20 protein-coding genes are annotated in these 14,846 nt (G+C 41.0%); 12 read left to right on the top strand and 8 right to left on the bottom strand.

What is annotated here, in order from left to right:
- Positions 1 to 13: 13 nt before the first annotated feature.
- Genes AABM38_RS20390 through AABM38_RS20380 form a run of 3 tightly spaced genes read right to left on the bottom strand, consistent with a single transcriptional unit; the run spans position 14 to position 646 of the window.
- Entirely contained in the window at positions 14 to 166 is a 153-nt protein-coding gene (locus AABM38_RS20390; protein ID WP_423408006.1) for a hypothetical protein, read from the bottom strand.
- A gap of 58 nt (positions 167 to 224) precedes the next feature.
- A complete protein-coding gene (locus tag AABM38_RS20385; protein WP_423408005.1) occupies positions 225 to 437 on the bottom strand; it encodes a YqaE/Pmp3 family membrane protein in 213 nt (70 codons plus the stop codon).
- Positions 434 to 646 (bottom strand): helix-turn-helix transcriptional regulator, encoded by a 213-nt coding sequence (locus AABM38_RS20380; protein ID WP_423408004.1) that lies wholly within the window; start codon positions 644 to 646, stop codon positions 434 to 436. Before AABM38_RS20380 ends, AABM38_RS20385 begins: the two co-directional genes overlap by 4 nt.
- Positions 647 to 1,140: 494 nt before the next feature.
- On the opposite strand from AABM38_RS20380, the gene AABM38_RS20375 reads away from it, so the two are divergent.
- The 3 genes from AABM38_RS20375 to AABM38_RS20365 are packed head-to-tail and all read left to right on the top strand — an operon-like array spanning position 1,141 to position 3,094.
- Positions 1,141 to 1,332, top strand: a complete 192-nt coding sequence (locus AABM38_RS20375) for a hypothetical protein (protein ID WP_423408003.1) — start codon at positions 1,141 to 1,143, stop codon at positions 1,330 to 1,332.
- Positions 1,329 to 2,468: an FtsK/SpoIIIE domain-containing protein gene (locus AABM38_RS20370; protein WP_423408002.1), complete on the top strand. Its 1,140-nt coding sequence runs from the start codon at positions 1,329 to 1,331 to the stop codon at positions 2,466 to 2,468. The genes AABM38_RS20375 and AABM38_RS20370 overlap by 4 nt, the downstream gene beginning before the upstream one ends.
- Complete coding sequence (locus AABM38_RS20365; protein ID WP_423408001.1) at positions 2,462 to 3,094, top strand: hypothetical protein; 633 nt, start codon at positions 2,462 to 2,464, stop codon at positions 3,092 to 3,094. The genes AABM38_RS20370 and AABM38_RS20365 overlap by 7 nt, the downstream gene beginning before the upstream one ends.
- A 195-nt stretch (positions 3,095 to 3,289) precedes the next feature.
- Here AABM38_RS20365 and AABM38_RS20360 read toward each other — a convergent pair whose 3' ends face one another.
- The gene (locus AABM38_RS20360; RefSeq protein WP_423408000.1) at positions 3,290 to 4,357 is read right to left on the bottom strand and encodes an NAD(P)/FAD-dependent oxidoreductase; all 1,068 of its coding nucleotides are present in this window, start codon (positions 4,355 to 4,357) and stop codon (positions 3,290 to 3,292) included.
- Positions 4,358 to 4,602: 245 nt separating this feature from the next.
- Between AABM38_RS20360 and AABM38_RS20355 the strand changes: the two genes are divergently transcribed.
- Positions 4,603 to 4,842, top strand: coding sequence for a YuzB family protein (locus tag AABM38_RS20355; protein ID WP_423407999.1), 240 nt, complete (start codon positions 4,603 to 4,605; stop codon positions 4,840 to 4,842).
- A 72-nt stretch (positions 4,843 to 4,914) separates the two neighbouring features.
- Here AABM38_RS20355 and AABM38_RS20350 read toward each other — a convergent pair whose 3' ends face one another.
- Entirely contained in the window at positions 4,915 to 5,604 is a 690-nt protein-coding gene (locus tag AABM38_RS20350) for a DUF2225 domain-containing protein (protein WP_423407998.1), read from the bottom strand.
- A 184-nt stretch (positions 5,605 to 5,788) separates the two neighbouring features.
- Between AABM38_RS20350 and AABM38_RS20345 the strand changes: the two genes are divergently transcribed.
- Entirely contained in the window at positions 5,789 to 6,151 is a 363-nt protein-coding gene (locus AABM38_RS20345) for a HesB/IscA family protein (RefSeq protein WP_423407997.1), read from the top strand.
- A gap of 41 nt (positions 6,152 to 6,192) precedes the next feature.
- On the opposite strand, the gene AABM38_RS20340 is transcribed toward AABM38_RS20345, so the two are convergent.
- The gene (locus tag AABM38_RS20340) at positions 6,193 to 7,188 is read right to left on the bottom strand and encodes an NAD(P)/FAD-dependent oxidoreductase (protein WP_423407996.1); all 996 of its coding nucleotides are present in this window, start codon (positions 7,186 to 7,188) and stop codon (positions 6,193 to 6,195) included.
- Positions 7,189 to 7,563: 375 nt separating this feature from the next.
- Between AABM38_RS20340 and AABM38_RS20335 the strand changes: the two genes are divergently transcribed.
- The 5 genes from AABM38_RS20335 (at position 7,564) to AABM38_RS20315 (ending at position 11,021) form a co-directional block, all read left to right on the top strand.
- Positions 7,564 to 8,781: an NAD(P)/FAD-dependent oxidoreductase gene (locus AABM38_RS20335; protein ID WP_423410812.1), complete on the top strand. Its 1,218-nt coding sequence runs from the start codon at positions 7,564 to 7,566 to the stop codon at positions 8,779 to 8,781.
- An 86-nt stretch (positions 8,782 to 8,867) separates the two neighbouring features.
- Entirely contained in the window at positions 8,868 to 9,347 is a 480-nt protein-coding gene (locus tag AABM38_RS20330; protein ID WP_423407995.1) for an NUDIX domain-containing protein, read from the top strand.
- A gap of 164 nt (positions 9,348 to 9,511) precedes the next feature.
- On the top strand, positions 9,512 to 9,631 hold the full coding sequence (locus AABM38_RS20325; protein WP_423410811.1) for a YuiA family protein: 120 nt from the start codon (positions 9,512 to 9,514) through the stop codon (positions 9,629 to 9,631).
- 121 nt (positions 9,632 to 9,752) lie between these two features.
- The gene (locus AABM38_RS20320) at positions 9,753 to 10,073 is read left to right on the top strand and encodes a YuiB family protein (RefSeq protein ID WP_423407994.1); all 321 of its coding nucleotides are present in this window, start codon (positions 9,753 to 9,755) and stop codon (positions 10,071 to 10,073) included.
- A 237-nt stretch (positions 10,074 to 10,310) separates the two neighbouring features.
- On the top strand, positions 10,311 to 11,021 hold the full coding sequence (locus AABM38_RS20315; RefSeq protein WP_423407993.1) for a 3D domain-containing protein: 711 nt from the start codon (positions 10,311 to 10,313) through the stop codon (positions 11,019 to 11,021).
- Positions 11,022 to 11,066: 45 nt separating this feature from the next.
- Here AABM38_RS20315 and AABM38_RS20310 read toward each other — a convergent pair whose 3' ends face one another.
- Complete coding sequence (locus AABM38_RS20310; RefSeq protein ID WP_423407992.1) at positions 11,067 to 11,837, bottom strand: cobalamin-binding protein; 771 nt, start codon at positions 11,835 to 11,837, stop codon at positions 11,067 to 11,069.
- 41 nt (positions 11,838 to 11,878) lie between these two features.
- The gene (locus tag AABM38_RS20305) at positions 11,879 to 12,355 is read right to left on the bottom strand and encodes a divergent PAP2 family protein (protein WP_423407991.1); all 477 of its coding nucleotides are present in this window, start codon (positions 12,353 to 12,355) and stop codon (positions 11,879 to 11,881) included.
- A gap of 236 nt (positions 12,356 to 12,591) precedes the next feature.
- Here AABM38_RS20305 and AABM38_RS20300 point away from each other — a divergent pair, with 236 nt between their 5' ends.
- On the top strand, positions 12,592 to 12,975 hold the full coding sequence (locus tag AABM38_RS20300) for a DUF309 domain-containing protein (protein WP_423407990.1): 384 nt from the start codon (positions 12,592 to 12,594) through the stop codon (positions 12,973 to 12,975).
- A gap of 103 nt (positions 12,976 to 13,078) precedes the next feature.
- Positions 13,079 to 14,581: a leucyl aminopeptidase gene (locus tag AABM38_RS20295; protein ID WP_423407989.1), complete on the top strand. Its 1,503-nt coding sequence runs from the start codon at positions 13,079 to 13,081 to the stop codon at positions 14,579 to 14,581.
- Positions 14,582 to 14,846 lie beyond the last annotated feature (265 nt).

Raw genomic sequence — 14,846 nt, 5'->3', positions numbered from 1 at the left:
AAGGCTCTACTCTTTAATCGAGTGGGGCCTTTTCCATTTCTATCACTTTTTCAGTTATATCTTCTTTCCCATCCACAATCACTTCAAGTAATTCCTCAAAATTAACTTCCCTCTTGATCTGTTTAAGCCATTCAAAAGCAATCTTTTCAGATTTTCGCCCTCTCAATGGGAAGCTGCCACTCTGTTGTACCCTTCCAGCTGGGGAAAGGTATTTAATTTTAATATTAACGTTCACTCTGTCTGTTTGCTTCAGCAATCAACTTCGCTTGCTTCTTCATTCGTTTATCTGCATTTGCTCCATTAATCACGATCCATGCATGGATGACACCTGGAAGCCAGAAGAACAATGTAAGAACCAGGTTAAGAAGTGCCTGAAATGGCTTTCCTTTCAATAAAACGGCAACAGGCGGCAAAATAAAAGCTAATAAATAAATCATGATAATTCCTCCTTTTTTTCTCCAAAAATTAATTGATCAACTGTAATGTGGAGAGCCTTTGCGATAATGGCAGCTGATTCTATGTCCGGCTGAGTTCGGTTCTGTCTCCACTTCGAGAAAGTCTGTTCGGATACTTTGCAAATCTTCGCTAAATGGGTATTTTTTATGCCCTTCTTGATCATCCAGTAGTCCAGTTGATTACTAAACATATATGTATCCTCCTACCTTTTATAACCAATTCGACATAAAAATAGCAAGTCCTTTAAATATTTTTTTCATAAAAATTAAATTTATCTTTCATGTACAGGCAATTCATGTTGATCTTGGGCATAGGCTATCATCACAGGAGCTACACAGTAGGAAAACAGTAGGCAATCATTTGTGGAAAGAGATTATCTGAGAGGTAAGTGTTTTTCAAATCATTATCATCTGTTTATATTAAGTCCACTTGTACAAGAAGAAAGCCATTAGCAACAAGGAAAACAAAATTTGTTAAAGAATGAAGCGAAGCTGGGAGAGAGGGGAAGGAGCGCGAGGAAACCAACCGATTATTCAGATAATTTGACAATTAAGAAATCAGAAAATTAAGGAGGAATTTACAATGAAAGTCAAAAGAGACACAGACCCATACATCCCAACTTGTTCATGGTGCGGTAAGCCTTGCACAGATTGTACTTGCGGAAAATAAAAGGAGGGATTCAACATGTTATTTACACCGGGATTATTACTGGCAGCGGGTGGCACCTTGATATTGGCAGCGCTCGATAAAACCTTAGAGGAATTTGGTTGGCATTGGCTAGGCACATGCTTGAAAATCATTGTTCCACTGGCTGGCATGGCTGCAGGAGTTTACTTTTTAGAAAACAATCCGATTGTGTGGTGGATACTCAAATGAGCTTCTGGGGCGAATTAATGGCACGTAAGCGAATGATTAAAGCTTTCCGGTATGCCGGACTATATAAGACCATTGGAAGCGATGAACGTAAAATCTTCCCTAAAATCCACTCTGTACGAACCACTGACCACTCCACTGAATTTGTCTTTACCCTTCCAAATGGTTTAAATCCTGATATTTTAAAAAAGAACTTCTACGCTTTCCGTCAAGTGTTCGGGGAGCAGATAAAAATCGATGGAGAAATAAAGAAATTCGTTTTCACTGTTTATCAGAACGCTTCCACAGAGGTACTTAACTACAATGCGGAGGAAATCAGGAAGCAAGTCGAGGAATTTAAGCTAGGTATCATAGCAGGTAAAGATAGAACATGTGAATATATCACATTCGATTTATTAAAACAACCTCACATTTTAATTGCCGGGGAAACTGGGTCCGGGAAATCAACTCAGCTGCGATCCATACTGACCACACTCATATTAAATAAAAGACCATCAGATCTTCAACTTTACCTGGGCGATTGCAAGAAGTCAGAGTTTCACATATTCCGAAAAGTTGAGCATGTTCAATGCGTTTTATCAGATGGAAAGCAGATCGCCAAAATGCTGAAAGGGATTAAAAAGGAATTGACCGAGAGAAGCGACCTGACTGAAATGTTTGAGGTCTCTCATGTGGATGACCTGCCAGCCGAACACAGGCGGCCATATATCATCGTCTGCATAGATGAATTTGTCATGTTGCGCAAAGATGAAACGGTCATGGATATACTCACTGAAATTGTAGCCATCGGCAGAACGCTTGGAGTGTTCGCCATCCTGTCGATGCAGAGACCGAACGCCCAAGTATTAGACACGACAATCAGAGCAAATTTGACTGTTTCTATGGGTTTTAAACTCAGGGATAAAATTGAAGCGAGGATAGTCAATACACCTGATGCAGATAAAATCGAGAAAAGCGGTCACTTTGTCATGAATGCCGATAAGGTCTACAACTTACAAGCACCGTATTTAGAACTGGAAGATGCTAAGAAGCTTCTGAATCCATTCTGCATATCTAAGAAGCCTGTAAAGGATATCACTCCAAAGGAGCCGAAGGAAGAGCCTAAACAACTAACCGAAGAGGATGTGTTCTTATGTTAACTGAAAGAGATAAAGCCATCATCAAAGATTTAAACCGATTCAGGGTGATGGATCGTGATTCAATCGCTGAATTGCACTTTGCAGGTCTGAAAAATCCAAAGTATGCAGCCAACAATGTTCTCCTTCGTTTATTGCGTGACGGACAGATTCAGAGGAGCACAGCATTCACTCCATTTGTCTACTTTGGTCCAGATGTGTCTATGAAGCAAAACAGTGCTAAAATAGGGCATTTCCTAGCGATATTGGAAGTCTATAAGGACATGAGAAAGCTGGGTAAATTGGAGAGTTTTTGGGTTGAGCCGAAATATGGAAAGAAAGGTGGAGCGGAGCCTGACATTTATTGCACATATCGCGGCACAGGATTCTTTGTTGAAGTACAGCGCACCATTTACTCTGATAAGCTTATGGATGAAAAGATGGATAGGTATGTTGATTTATTTAATGGGGATATCGTAGCAAAGCCATTCCCACATGTGCTGATTATATCTGATCAGCGTTATGCGATTGATGGTGATTATCCTTTTAAAGTATTTCAGGCACAAACCTTCACTGATTTTGTAAACTCATTGAAAGGTGTGGAAGAAAAGCGGCAGCCTGAAAGCGGGGTGAGAATAAAAATCGGATAAAAAAAGAGCCGAGATAGTCTCAGCTCCATTTATTTCAAGGAGGGTCATGGCTAAACCCTATATAACTATACCCACCTAAAAACACCGCCCAAACGCCGCCCAAAATTCGATTTTTTAAAATCTATTTCAAGGTGTTGAAAACTTAAAGTGTTGTTATATCAAGGTTTTCAGGGGATTTCGATTTGAAAAAATGCCCTATCCATTATGATACTTGTACATCCACAGAATGCCTGACTTCAGCAATCGTGCGACACGTCCTGTAATCGGACGTTCTGCAACGAGTCCGAAGCCGTGTTTCTTTCCAAGGGAGCCTATGACACCTTTCAGCTTGATCACTGGGAAAGATTCTGGCGGCTGTTCGCCTTTCCAGCGTTTCTGAAGAACCTGGACGATTTGCTCTGCTTGTCCTTCTGCTAGCTGTGCGCTAGGGGCGTGAGGCAAGCTCGCGCAATCTCCGACGACATAGACATGTTCGTTGCCAGGAATATTGTGTTGAGGAGTCAGCAGGGCTCTTCCCATACCGTCTTTTTCAACATTCATTTCCCTGACAAGCCTGTTAGCCTGAATGCCGGCAGTCCAGACAATTGCATCGCAAACAATCGGTTCATCATGGTTGTATAATACATTTTCTTGTACTTCAGTAATATTCGCATTGTTGATAATCTCAACATTGTGGTTATCAAACCAATTTTCCACATAAGTGCTCAGTCTTTCAGAGAACGCTGATAGAATGTGGTTTCCACGGTCAAAGAGCTTGATTTTCAGATCTTTGCGGCTTTCGCTTAATTCACTCGCAAGCTCAACTCCGCTTAATCCCGCTCCGACAATCGCTACTGTTGAACCTGCTGGCAAATTATTGAGTGCCTGGTAGGTAGAGCGTGACTTTTCAATTGATTGGATGCTGTATGTGAAGATATCCGCACCTGGTACATTGTGATATTTATCCTCACAGCCTAAGCCGATGATTAAATCGTCAAAATCAACAGCCTCGCCATTCTTGAGTTCAACCTTTTTACCCTCAATGTTGATGGAAGTAACTTCCGCATATTTCACCTTAAGGCGGGGATGCTCAGGGAACGCTACTCTGATGTGCTGATCAGAAATCGTACCAGCAGCCAGAGCGTAATATTCGGTTTTTAAACAATGGTAAGGTACACGGTCAATCAATGTGATAGTGACATCTTCTGGCAGGTCATTCGGAAGCAATCTTTGCAGGACACGCATGCCGCCGTAGCCTCCGCCAAGTATAACGAGATTTTTCATGTGAATTTCCCCTTTTTAACTCTTCAAAAGACAGTTAATGAAGTTTTTCCAGCTCGTTTTAAAAACCCGAAAACGGATACATTTTTAAATTATTTTACTATATTTTTCTGCTTCGATTAAACACCATAAAAAGTATAACGAAATTGTGACAAAATAACAACAATTTTATGGAACGATCGAGCCAGAGAAATTGACGTTTTCTCCTAAAAAAGGTACGATTAAAAATTAGTAGAGAGGTGAAAAAAATGATAAAGCCTATCATTGAATTTTGCATCAGCAACCTCGCGAGCGGCGCACAAAGAGCGAGGGCTGAGCTTGAGAGGGATCCGGATCTGGACGTGATTGAATACGGCTGCCTCGGTTACTGTGGAAAATGTGCTCAGTCAATGTTTGCGCTAGTAAATGGTGACCCTGTAACAGGGGAAACTCCAGAGGAACTGGTTGAAAATATCTATCAATATTTGGACGAAAACCCAATGTTTTAATATAAAAAGGCTGGCATGAAACTCCAATGCCAGCCTGTTTTTATTTTCTGCTTTCCTCATAAACCAATTCGTTTAATATACTTTTTGTTCTTCCCGCATCTCCTGCCATCGATCCTTTGCCATTTGGATGATTTGTGGTTCGACAGACTGTCTTTGTTTCTCAATCACCCTGGAGAAAAATCTGACAGCATCCTGGCTGTTGCCTGTCCTCCTTGAAAGTTCGGCAATCAAATACATCAGCCTCAATTCGGATACATGCGTCCCGCTATAGTCACCAGTGCTGAACGAATCAGTGTATTGAGACAGAGCTAGTTTCAGAAAGCGCATTTCTTGTAGTTCATTTGCCAGTCCACGGTAAAGCCACGCCGCCCTTATATATAGCCCTGCTGTAACAATATGCTTTTCTTTTTTTAGTGTTGAGCAATAAGCGCCGAGCTTGAAGGTATTAATTCCTTCATTGATTGTGCGTTCCGCGCTGAAGTCATGGGGCACCCACTGGCTGCATATTTTATCGGAAATGACTTTGTCAGCGCCTGGCGGAAAATAAAGGCTGAATTCATCTGTAAAAGAAAAACCGCAAGTTGGGCAGACATTAACATAGTATAAATTAGGATTCACGGATTCTACTGCATACAGGGGGGCGAAATCAGTATCATAGCTGAGGACTTTCACAAATCGGGAACGCACCTTTTTTGTCGCAAAAGGCTGTTCACACATGGTGCATTTATACTTTTTATCATATAACGGTTCTAACTGTGCCAACGCCATCACCTGCCGAATTACCTATATTTTTTAGTGAAACTTAGGTATATTATACCAGTTAAACTGAGCGGACGGGGATAAATTTTGTAAAAATAACCCTATCATTCTTTTTTTAGTTTGATTGGTTGAGGATTGGAAAAACACTGAGTATACTATAAGAAAGGGATCAAGGAGGTTTCATATTATGGAAAACATTGTGATTCTTACAGAAGAAGCTGCATTGCAGGTTAAAGATATGATGAAACAAAATGAAACAGAGGACGCTTTTTTGCGTGTGTCTGTTAAAGGCGGAGGCTGCAGCGGTCTTTCATACGGAATGGGTTTTGCTCATGAAGTGGAAGAAGGGGACACCCAATTAGAACAGCATGGCATTCGCATCCTTGTTGACAAGGAAAGCGCGCCTGTCCTGATGGGTACGAAAATCAGCTATAAGCAATCATTGATGGGCGGCGGTTTCACGATCGAAAACCCGAATGCGATCGCATCATGTGGCTGCGGTTCTAGCTTCAAGACAGCGACTCGTGAAGGTACGCCTGAAGAATGCTAAAGAAAAAGCAAGGTCCGCGGACCTTGCTTTTTTTTGTAGAATTATTTAAACATTGAAGAACTATGAAGCGGCTGTGTCTTCGCTTTCGGATCAATGAATGATTTAGCGTTGTTGACAGCTGTTGGTGCTTCGCCAAAACCAGTCGCAATCAATTTCACTTTTCCTTCGTATGTGCAAATGTCTCCTGCAGCGTAGATGCCCGGGATATTCGTTTCCATTTTTGAGTTAACCAGAATTGAGTTCTTTTCTATTTCTAGGCCCCACTCTTTAATTGGTCCCAGAGAAGAAACGAAACCGAAATTACAGATTACTGAATCCACATCCACATTTACTGTGTCTTCACCGTTTGCACCTTGAAGAACAATCTGGCTGATTTTATTTCCATCACCAATAAGCTCGGTAGGAATATAAGGTGTCTTGATATCCACCTTAGAGTTTTGAAGATTTTCAACACTATGTTCATGAGCACGGAATTTGTCTCTGCGGTGTACAATCGTAACCTGTTCAGCGATTGGCTCTAACATTAATGCCCAGTCTACTGCTGAATCTCCTCCGCCTAAAACGGCCACTTTCTGGCCAGCGAATTGATTCAAATCATCGATAAAATAGTGCAGGTTTTTGCCTTCGTACTGTGCAGCACTTTCGAGTTCAAGTCTCCGAGGCTGGAAAGCACCATTTCCGGCTGTGATGATCACAGTCTTCGTATAGTGTATTTCTTTGTCAGTCGTTAATTTAAATGAGCCATCTTCCAGCTTTTCAAGCTTTTCGACTGATTGTTCCAAAGCAGTAGCTGGCTCGAATTTTGCCATTTGCTCCTTCAGGTTATCAATCAGTTCCTGAGCACGGACTTTTGGAAAACCGGCAACATCATATATGTATTTCTCTGGATACAGTGCTGATAATTGCCCGCCTAATTGTGGCAAACTTTCAATAATCTTAACAGATGCTTGTCTCATTCCGCCGTAGAAAGCAGTGAATAGACCAGCTGGCCCCCCGCCAATAATCGTGATGTCATAAACTTTTTGATCTTCTTTCACTCCATATCCCCCTCACTATGTAGTAAAATTGCTCCAATTTTTATAATACCATAAATAGAAAATTAAAACTCATTATCATAATAGAAGATTCAATTAGGAACAATATATTTTAGAAAAAATCATCATTTTACATTAAAAAATAGGGAAAAAGGTCTATTTTCTGAATATTTCTAAGTTTAGTTTATAGCTTGAAAATGCGAGGTAAAAAGAATATCATGTATTGTAGACGAGAATGTTAAGATTTTGTGACATTTTCAGGACATTTTTTTGAACTTTTTAGTGAATAATATCACAAACTTATTCGTGAAAAAAATGGCAGCAAATAGAGATGAGCCATTCGCCCAAAAATATATTAAAAAGGTGGAAGTGATCACTTTGAGAAAGCCAAAGATCGTAATTTTAGGAGCAGGATACGGGGGATTAATGACAGCTACCCGTTTGCAAAAAGCTGTTGGAGTAAATGAAGCAGATATCGTCTTAGTTAATAAAAATGATTACCATTATGAAACTACTTGGCTGCATGAGGCTTCAGCAGGAACTTTGCATCATGACAGAGTCAGGTACGACATTCGTGATGTGATTGACCGTCACAAGGTTGAATTCATCCAGAGCACAGTAGAAGAAATTAAAATGGATGAAAAGCGTGTAATCCTTGAAAACGGCGATATTATTTACGATTATCTTGTCATTGCCCTAGGTGCTGAATCTGAAACTTTCGGTATTAAAGGCTTGAAGGAGTATGCTTTCTCTATCGTTAATGTGAACGCAGCAAGACAGATTCGTGAACACATTGAATATCAATTCGCTACTTACAATACTGAAGCAGAGAAAAAAGACGAGCGTTTGACAATCGTAGTCGGCGGCGCTGGATTCACAGGAATCGAATTCCTTGGTGAATTGACGAATCGTGTTCCTGAGCTTTGCCGTGAATACGATGTTGATTTCCATAAAGTTAAAATCGTGTGTGTTGAAGCAGCACCAATGGTTCTTCCTGGATTCGACCCTGAGCTTGTTAACTATGCTGTATCTCAGCTTGAGAAAAAAGGCGTAGAGTTCCGCATCGGAACGGCAATCAAAGAAGCAACTCCAGAGGGCATCATCGTTGCAAAAGGCGAAGAAGAAGTCGAAGAAATCAAATCTGGTACCGTTGTTTGGGCTGCTGGTGTACGTGGAAGCTCTGTCATTGAAAAATCAGGAATCGAAGCAATGCGCGGCCGTGTGAAGGTACAGCCTGACCTGAGAATTCCTGGCTCAGAGAATGTATTCATCGTCGGTGATTGCTCGTTGATCATCAATGAAGAAATTAATCGCCCATACCCTCCAACTGCACAGATTGCAATGCAGCAAGGTGAAGTATGTGCTAGAAATATCGCTGCACTTGTTCGCGGGAAATCAGAGTTAGAAACATTTACTCCTGACATCAAAGGTACAGTATGTTCACTTGGTGAAGACGATGCAATAGGCGTAGCATTCGGCAAGAAAATGGTCGGCACGAAGGCTTCAATCATGAAGAAAATAATCGACAACCGTTCACTTTACATGATAGGCGGACCATCATTAGTCCTTAAAAAAGGAAAGTTTAATATCCTTTAATAACACATACATGAAACAGGCTTCTTTATGGGGCCTGTTTTTTTGTGTAAAATAATGAAAAAAAGTGAACGGGCGGCGATTAATTTATGGGGAAACGTGAGAATGTCTGGCTTGGGGTAGCGGGGCTTGTGATTCGTGATGATGGAAGCTGGTTAGTGGTAAAAAAACGATATGGCGGTCTGAAAGGAAGCTGGTCTCTCCCGGCGGGGTTTGTAGAGGAAGGTGAGACCGCAGATCAAGCGGTTGTTAGAGAAGTCCTCGAAGAAACGGGAATTGAATGTAAAGTCGAAGGCTTACTTGGTGTAAGGACAGGAGTTATCAGGGACTCAATCAGCGATAATATGCTCATCTTCCTCCTTAATCCATTGCCAGGACAAAAGGTCGTTGCCCAGGAAAGTGAATTATTTGAAGCAAAGTATATAGCTCCTCAAATACTTGAAGATGATCCCGAAACGTCAGTCTTACTGAAATATTTGTTAAGCGTGCAAATTAAAACCAAATCAAGCGTTGAGGGGATAGACCCTGGACCGCAATTTCATTATACGGATTATAAGTTATTTTTATAATTTTCTGAAATTTAAAGGAAGTGACAGATAATTAAAGAAAAACGATGATGTATCCGTTTTCAATCTACTATTTTGGTCATTTTTGAACCTTTTCAAATACATTGAATGTCTGATATATTATCAGAAAATTCAATAATATAAAAAGGAGAGATAAACAAATGAAAATGCATACACATGACACAAAAGAATGTCCATATTGCTCAGGTAAAGGATATTTCCAATTACTGCTTGGCGGTTCTGAAACATGTTCTTGCTGCAGCGGCTCAGGTAAATCAAAAAAATAAGGCAGTGCATCTTGGACCTTCGCAAATGCGGGGTTTTTTCTTTTTTTCCACCCTTAGCATTTCATTGACTCGAAATAGGACAAACAGTAAACTAGAAATGATGTGTAATGGGGGGATTTAGATGTTAACAATAGTAACACTCATCATTTCGATGTTATTGTTTTTTGTATTGTTTTTTGGAATTGGTTTCTTGTTAAATATGTTACTACGAATGTCTTGGATCATGGCTGTTATCTATCCTTTAATCGCCATATTTATTATTGATCAGGTCCGGTTTATCGAGTATTTCACAAATAGCGGAAAAGCTTTTACGGACCTTGGGCAGAGAGTTTCCGGCCTGGCTATGGCAGATATCCTGATTTTAAGCAGTGGATTGGCCGGAGCAATCCTTGCTGGAATCATCATCAGGCTATTAAGGAAAAAAGGGTACCAAATGTTTTAAGAAAGATTGTTTCAAGCCCTTTTGCTGAAAATCTAAAAATCAAAACAAAAACCTTCACCTTAGTGGAGGTTTTTTTGTACATAAAAATTAGGAAAGGAAGAAAACTATCTTAAAGTTCAAAGTGTCATTTTACTTTTACTGGAAGTGTAAATAGGTATTTTAACACTTTTTTGCTCCTTTTGGAATATTTCTTGTTGCGATGGGAAATTAATAGATTTGGGAGGAGTGAAAAATTTTATGAATATTTTAAAAATATGGGCCAGACGCTCAGCGATGGCGGTTTTATTTTTTGCTGCCATAACATCAACGTTCCATTCGATTTCAGGCGTAGAAGCTGCAACATTTGCTACATACATATTTGACAACGAAGGAACACACCAAGATGATACGACACAATTTGAACATAGTAAGAAATCTGTTGGACTAGCTTTTAAGTTTTTGAAAAAGATTTCAGATTTCAAGACCAAGATTTCATCAAGTGAAAAAGTCACGGGTACTCCGCCAACACTTGAACAATCGCTTAATTGGTCCCAATATCCTAAAAAGACAATTATAGCTACAGGTTATACAGCAGGAATGGAATCCACCGGTAAAAACCCTGGTCATCCGGAATATGGAATTACATACTCAGGTGTAAAAGTAAAACGTGATTTATATTCAACCGTCGCAGCGGATTTAAACGTATTCCCGATAGGAACGATTCTTTTTATTCCGGGATATGGGTTTGGGGTTGTCGCAGATAAGGGCGGTGCCATTAAAGGTAATAAGGTTGATCTTTATTATGACACTGTAAGTGATGTATATGAACAGTGGGGTAAAAAGACGCTGGATGTCTATGTGATTGAAATAGGCGATGGGAAATTGACTGAAGATGACCTGAAAGCGCTAAATGAAAATGAATCGATGCAGGTATTTCGCCAGCAATATATCGGCGGCAAGAAATCCTGATAAAAGATAAGGCAAATTCCAGACGGAGTTTGCCTTTTTATTTTTTTATATATCATGGATCAGGCGATGCAATTTTTCAAGGCCATCGAGCAGTCTTGGGGAAGGGCGGCAATAAAGTTCTTCCTCGAGAATCAGGATGCGATCCTGTTTGACTGCATCCATCTCATTCCAGCCCGGGCGTCCGGTGATTAATTCTTTTTTCACCTTTTGTCTTCTGACACCTACCCATGCTATGCAAATGTAATCCGGCTTACGTGAACTGACATCATCCCAGTCTGTTTGGACACTTGCCAGTTCGACATCTTTAAAAATGTTTACAGCCCCTGCAGCTTCTGATAGTTCTGTCAGCCAATTAATCCTGCCAGGTGTGAAAACGGGTTTTGGCCACCATTCCCAATACAGCTTTGGCTTAAAGGAGGTTTTTGCTCCTTTTTGCTTGATCGCGTCAAGCCTGCTCCGGAAATGTTGAGCCGCTTCATTACCTCGTTCAGGCATGTTTAAGGCATTTGCAGTTAAATGTAAGTCATTCTCTATATCTTGAAGGGATTGCGGGTTCAAAATGATATGAGGAATGCCGCGGGCTTTTAAGCCATCAATATTTTTTTCCATTCCCGGGACACTGAGTGAAGCTAGAACAAGGTCTGGCTTCAATTCCTCCACCAGGTCAAGGTCAATTGACAAGTCGGGACCCAGTTTTGGGAGTGTTTTTATGGATTCAGGCCAATCGGAAAAATCATCTACTCCGACCAGCAGTTCAGTTAAACCTAGAAATTCCATGATTTCAGTGTTGCTTGGGCATAACGAAATAACTCTCAATGTGTTCACCTGCCTCTTGTGAAAGGGATAGTCTGTAGTATTTATGATAATAGGTAATGGAGCAACAGGGCCAAGGCGATGCCGCTTAGTCCGCCGAAAAATACTTCGATCGGTTTGTGGCCAAGCAATTCTTTTAATTCCTTTTGTTTTTCTTTTTCCGGCTTATTCTGCCAGCCCTTTGCCTCTTCTGCAAATCTTGAGAAATCCGCAACAAGCTGGTTCAGTACAATCGCTTGCTCTCCAGCCTGCCTGCGGACGCCCGATGCATCAAACATCGTGATGATCGCAAATACGGCTGAAACGGCGAAAACGGCCGAATCCATACCTGTTTCGAGGGCAACTCCGGTAGATAGTGCCGTCACCGCTGCTGAATGTGAGCTTGGCATTCCCCCAGTACTAGTCAGCAATGACCAATCAAGCCTTCTTGTCGCAATATATTGAATTGGGACCTTGATAAACTGCGCGAAAAAAATAGCCGCAAGTGAAGCCCACAAAGGGAAATTTGTAAGTAAATCCATATCTTTGCCCCCTATTCTCTTTCTTTTTTAAACTATGCTTGTGGTGTTCGAGGATGCTTTTTCATATCCTGCGGAAAAAGCGGATCTAGGCGGCTCCCGAACTGTCCTCGGAGACCGTGTTTCTTGAGGAAGATAAAAGTGCCTTTATTAAGTAATACCCAAGAAAGTGTAATTCATTACAGTCATACCATAGTTTTGATAATATAGTTTTAACCGCTAGAATTGGGGTGAGGATTTTGACAGAATACCCGGCAGAATACTACGAGTTCTTTATTAAGTTCAACGAAGGGGACTACTATACCTGCCATGACTTGCTTGAAGATATGTGGATGACGGACAAAAGAAATTATTTTTTAAAAGGCCTGCTGCAAATGAGTGTGGCGATTTACCATTATAGTTATGGAAATGTAAAAGGTGCCCGTCTGATGATGCAGGCAGCCCATGATTATTTACAGTCCTATCGCCCTGTTCACTGGGGAATGGACCTCGAAAAAATTTATCCTTTCATCGAAGCATGTCTAGCTATATTCCCGCAAAATATAGACAGGGTTCCTTATGAACAGGTTAGTGATCTTCCGGTGCTGCCAGTTCTATATTTATATTTGGAGGATATTCATTAATGGCTGTTATTTTATATAAATCAAATGTAAGCATCGATTAGGAAGTCGAAATATTTTTACGTTTTCGTTATAATGAAACTATAATATACGGAGGTGAACCAATTTGTTCAATGTGAATAATGAATTTAAATTAACGAACAGCCATGACTGCCTGGTAATCGGCCTATTTAATAAACCGTCCGGATTGGAAGGAGTCACTGCTGAAGCAGATCAGCTTTTTGACGGGCAGCTGACTGAGTTGGTGAAAAACGGTGAAATTTCAGCTAAGAAAAAAGCAGTTTCAAAGATACATACTTTCGGTAAAACAGGTGCTAAAAAGCTATACTTTGTCGGTCTTGGACATGAAAAGGAACTTGATTTTGAAACATTAAGAGAAGCCTTTGGACGCCTGTTCAAGACTTCCAAAACAGAAAAGTGGACAGAAGCCGCTGTATTGCTTGATACTTTTACATCCGATGCTGTTGAACTTAACGATGCAGCCCACGCGTTAAGTGAAGCATTGGCGATGGCGACTTACGAATTTGAAGGCTATAAGCAGAAATCAAACGAGCCTGAAAAGCGCATTGAGAATTTGACGGTATACAGTGTAGATGAAGAGGGAGAGGTTGAAGCCGCTCTTGAGGTTGGATACGCATTTGGTAAGGCAACGAACTCAGCACGTACGCTTGTTAATACACCAGGCAATCTTCTGACTGCATCAGACATGGCTGAGTATGCAAAAAAACTTGCTGAGAAATATGAGTTTGAAGCTGAGATTTTAGAAAAAGAAGAAATGGAAAAGCTCGGCATGGGCGCGCTCCTCGCTGTTAATCAGGGATCCGCTGAACCGCCAAAGATGATTGTCCTCAAGTACCAGGGAAAAGAAGAATGGACAGATGTAATCGGATTAGTCGGTAAGGGAATCACCTTTGACACAGGCGGATACTCAATTAAGACTAAGGCAGGGATCGTAGGTATGAAATCGGATATGGGCGGTGCTGCAGCAGTCCTCGGGGCAATGGAGATAATCGGCGAGCTAAAGCCTGAGCAGAATGTTGTTGCGGTTATACCATCAACAGACAATATGATCAGCGGAACAGCATTCAAGCCGGATGATGTCATTACATCCATGAGCGGGAAGACGATCGAGGTATTAAACACCGATGCAGAAGGACGTCTTGTACTTGCAGATGCAATGACATATGCAAAGCATCATGGGGCGAACTATCTTGTCGACATCGCCACACTGACAGGAGGAGTCATTACTGCTTTGGGACTTCATACCTCAGGTGCGCTGACGAACAATGAAGCTTTGTTTGAACAAGTTCTCGAAGCTTCATATGAAGCAGGAGAGCCAATCTGGCGTCTGCCGATATTCGAAAGAGACCTGGAGAGAGTCAGGAGCAGTAAAATCGCTGACCTTAACAATTCTCCTGGTGCCGAAGGCCATATGATCATGGGCGGCGCATTTGTCGGTGAATTCGCTGAAGGCACTCCATGGGTACATCTTGATATTGCCGGAACAGCAACAACAGGCAAGGATCACGACCTGGGTCCGGCAGGCGCAACCGGCGTCATGGCGCGTACACTTGCATTGCTAGTTGAGAGATTCGAACCAATCAAATAAAATCGTGAAACAGGACCCTGGAGCAGATGCTTTAGGGTCTTTTTTATTGTAAGAACACAGACATAGTCTAAAAACTTTATTAATTTGTTTGAATCACACCAACAAGTGATAAAATGAATTCAACAAGTAATAAATGCGATTTAACAAGTAATAAAGCTAATGAAACAAGTAATAAATGCGATTTTACTAGTCATAAAAGGGATGGAACAAGTAATAACGCTTTTTCTAAGCAATAAAATTGTTTCGACAAGGAACAAAACCGGCC

The sequence above is a fragment of the Heyndrickxia sp. MSNUG genome (assembly GCF_049532715.1).
Classification (GTDB): Bacteria; Bacillota; Bacilli; order Bacillales; family Cytobacillaceae; genus Mesobacillus.
This window is presented reverse-complemented; position numbering and strand designations above follow the sequence as displayed.

Coding starts and splice junctions, on each gene's coding strand:
- AABM38_RS20375 (WP_423408003.1), top strand. CDS start 1,141: ATGTTATTTACACCGGGATTATTACTGGCAGCGGGTGGCACCTTGATA.
- AABM38_RS20345 (WP_423407997.1), top strand. CDS start 5,789: ATGGAAAACATTGTGATTCTTACAGAAGAAGCTGCATTGCAGGTTAAA.
- AABM38_RS20360 (WP_423408000.1), bottom strand. CDS start 4,357: ATGAAAAATCTCGTTATACTTGGCGGAGGCTACGGCGGCATGCGTGTC.
- AABM38_RS20380 (WP_423408004.1), bottom strand. CDS start 646: ATGTTTAGTAATCAACTGGACTACTGGATGATCAAGAAGGGCATAAAA.
- AABM38_RS20385 (WP_423408005.1), bottom strand. CDS start 437: ATGATTTATTTATTAGCTTTTATTTTGCCGCCTGTTGCCGTTTTATTG.
- AABM38_RS20365 (WP_423408001.1), top strand. CDS start 2,462: ATGTTAACTGAAAGAGATAAAGCCATCATCAAAGATTTAAACCGATTC.
- AABM38_RS20325 (WP_423410811.1), top strand. CDS start 9,512: ATGCATACACATGACACAAAAGAATGTCCATATTGCTCAGGTAAAGGA.
- AABM38_RS20370 (WP_423408002.1), top strand. CDS start 1,329: ATGAGCTTCTGGGGCGAATTAATGGCACGTAAGCGAATGATTAAAGCT.
- AABM38_RS20305 (WP_423407991.1), bottom strand. CDS start 12,355: ATGGATTTACTTACAAATTTCCCTTTGTGGGCTTCACTTGCGGCTATT.
- AABM38_RS20330 (WP_423407995.1), top strand. CDS start 8,868: ATGGGGAAACGTGAGAATGTCTGGCTTGGGGTAGCGGGGCTTGTGATT.
- AABM38_RS20315 (WP_423407993.1), top strand. CDS start 10,311: ATGAATATTTTAAAAATATGGGCCAGACGCTCAGCGATGGCGGTTTTA.
- AABM38_RS20320 (WP_423407994.1), top strand. CDS start 9,753: ATGTTAACAATAGTAACACTCATCATTTCGATGTTATTGTTTTTTGTA.
- AABM38_RS20355 (WP_423407999.1), top strand. CDS start 4,603: ATGATAAAGCCTATCATTGAATTTTGCATCAGCAACCTCGCGAGCGGC.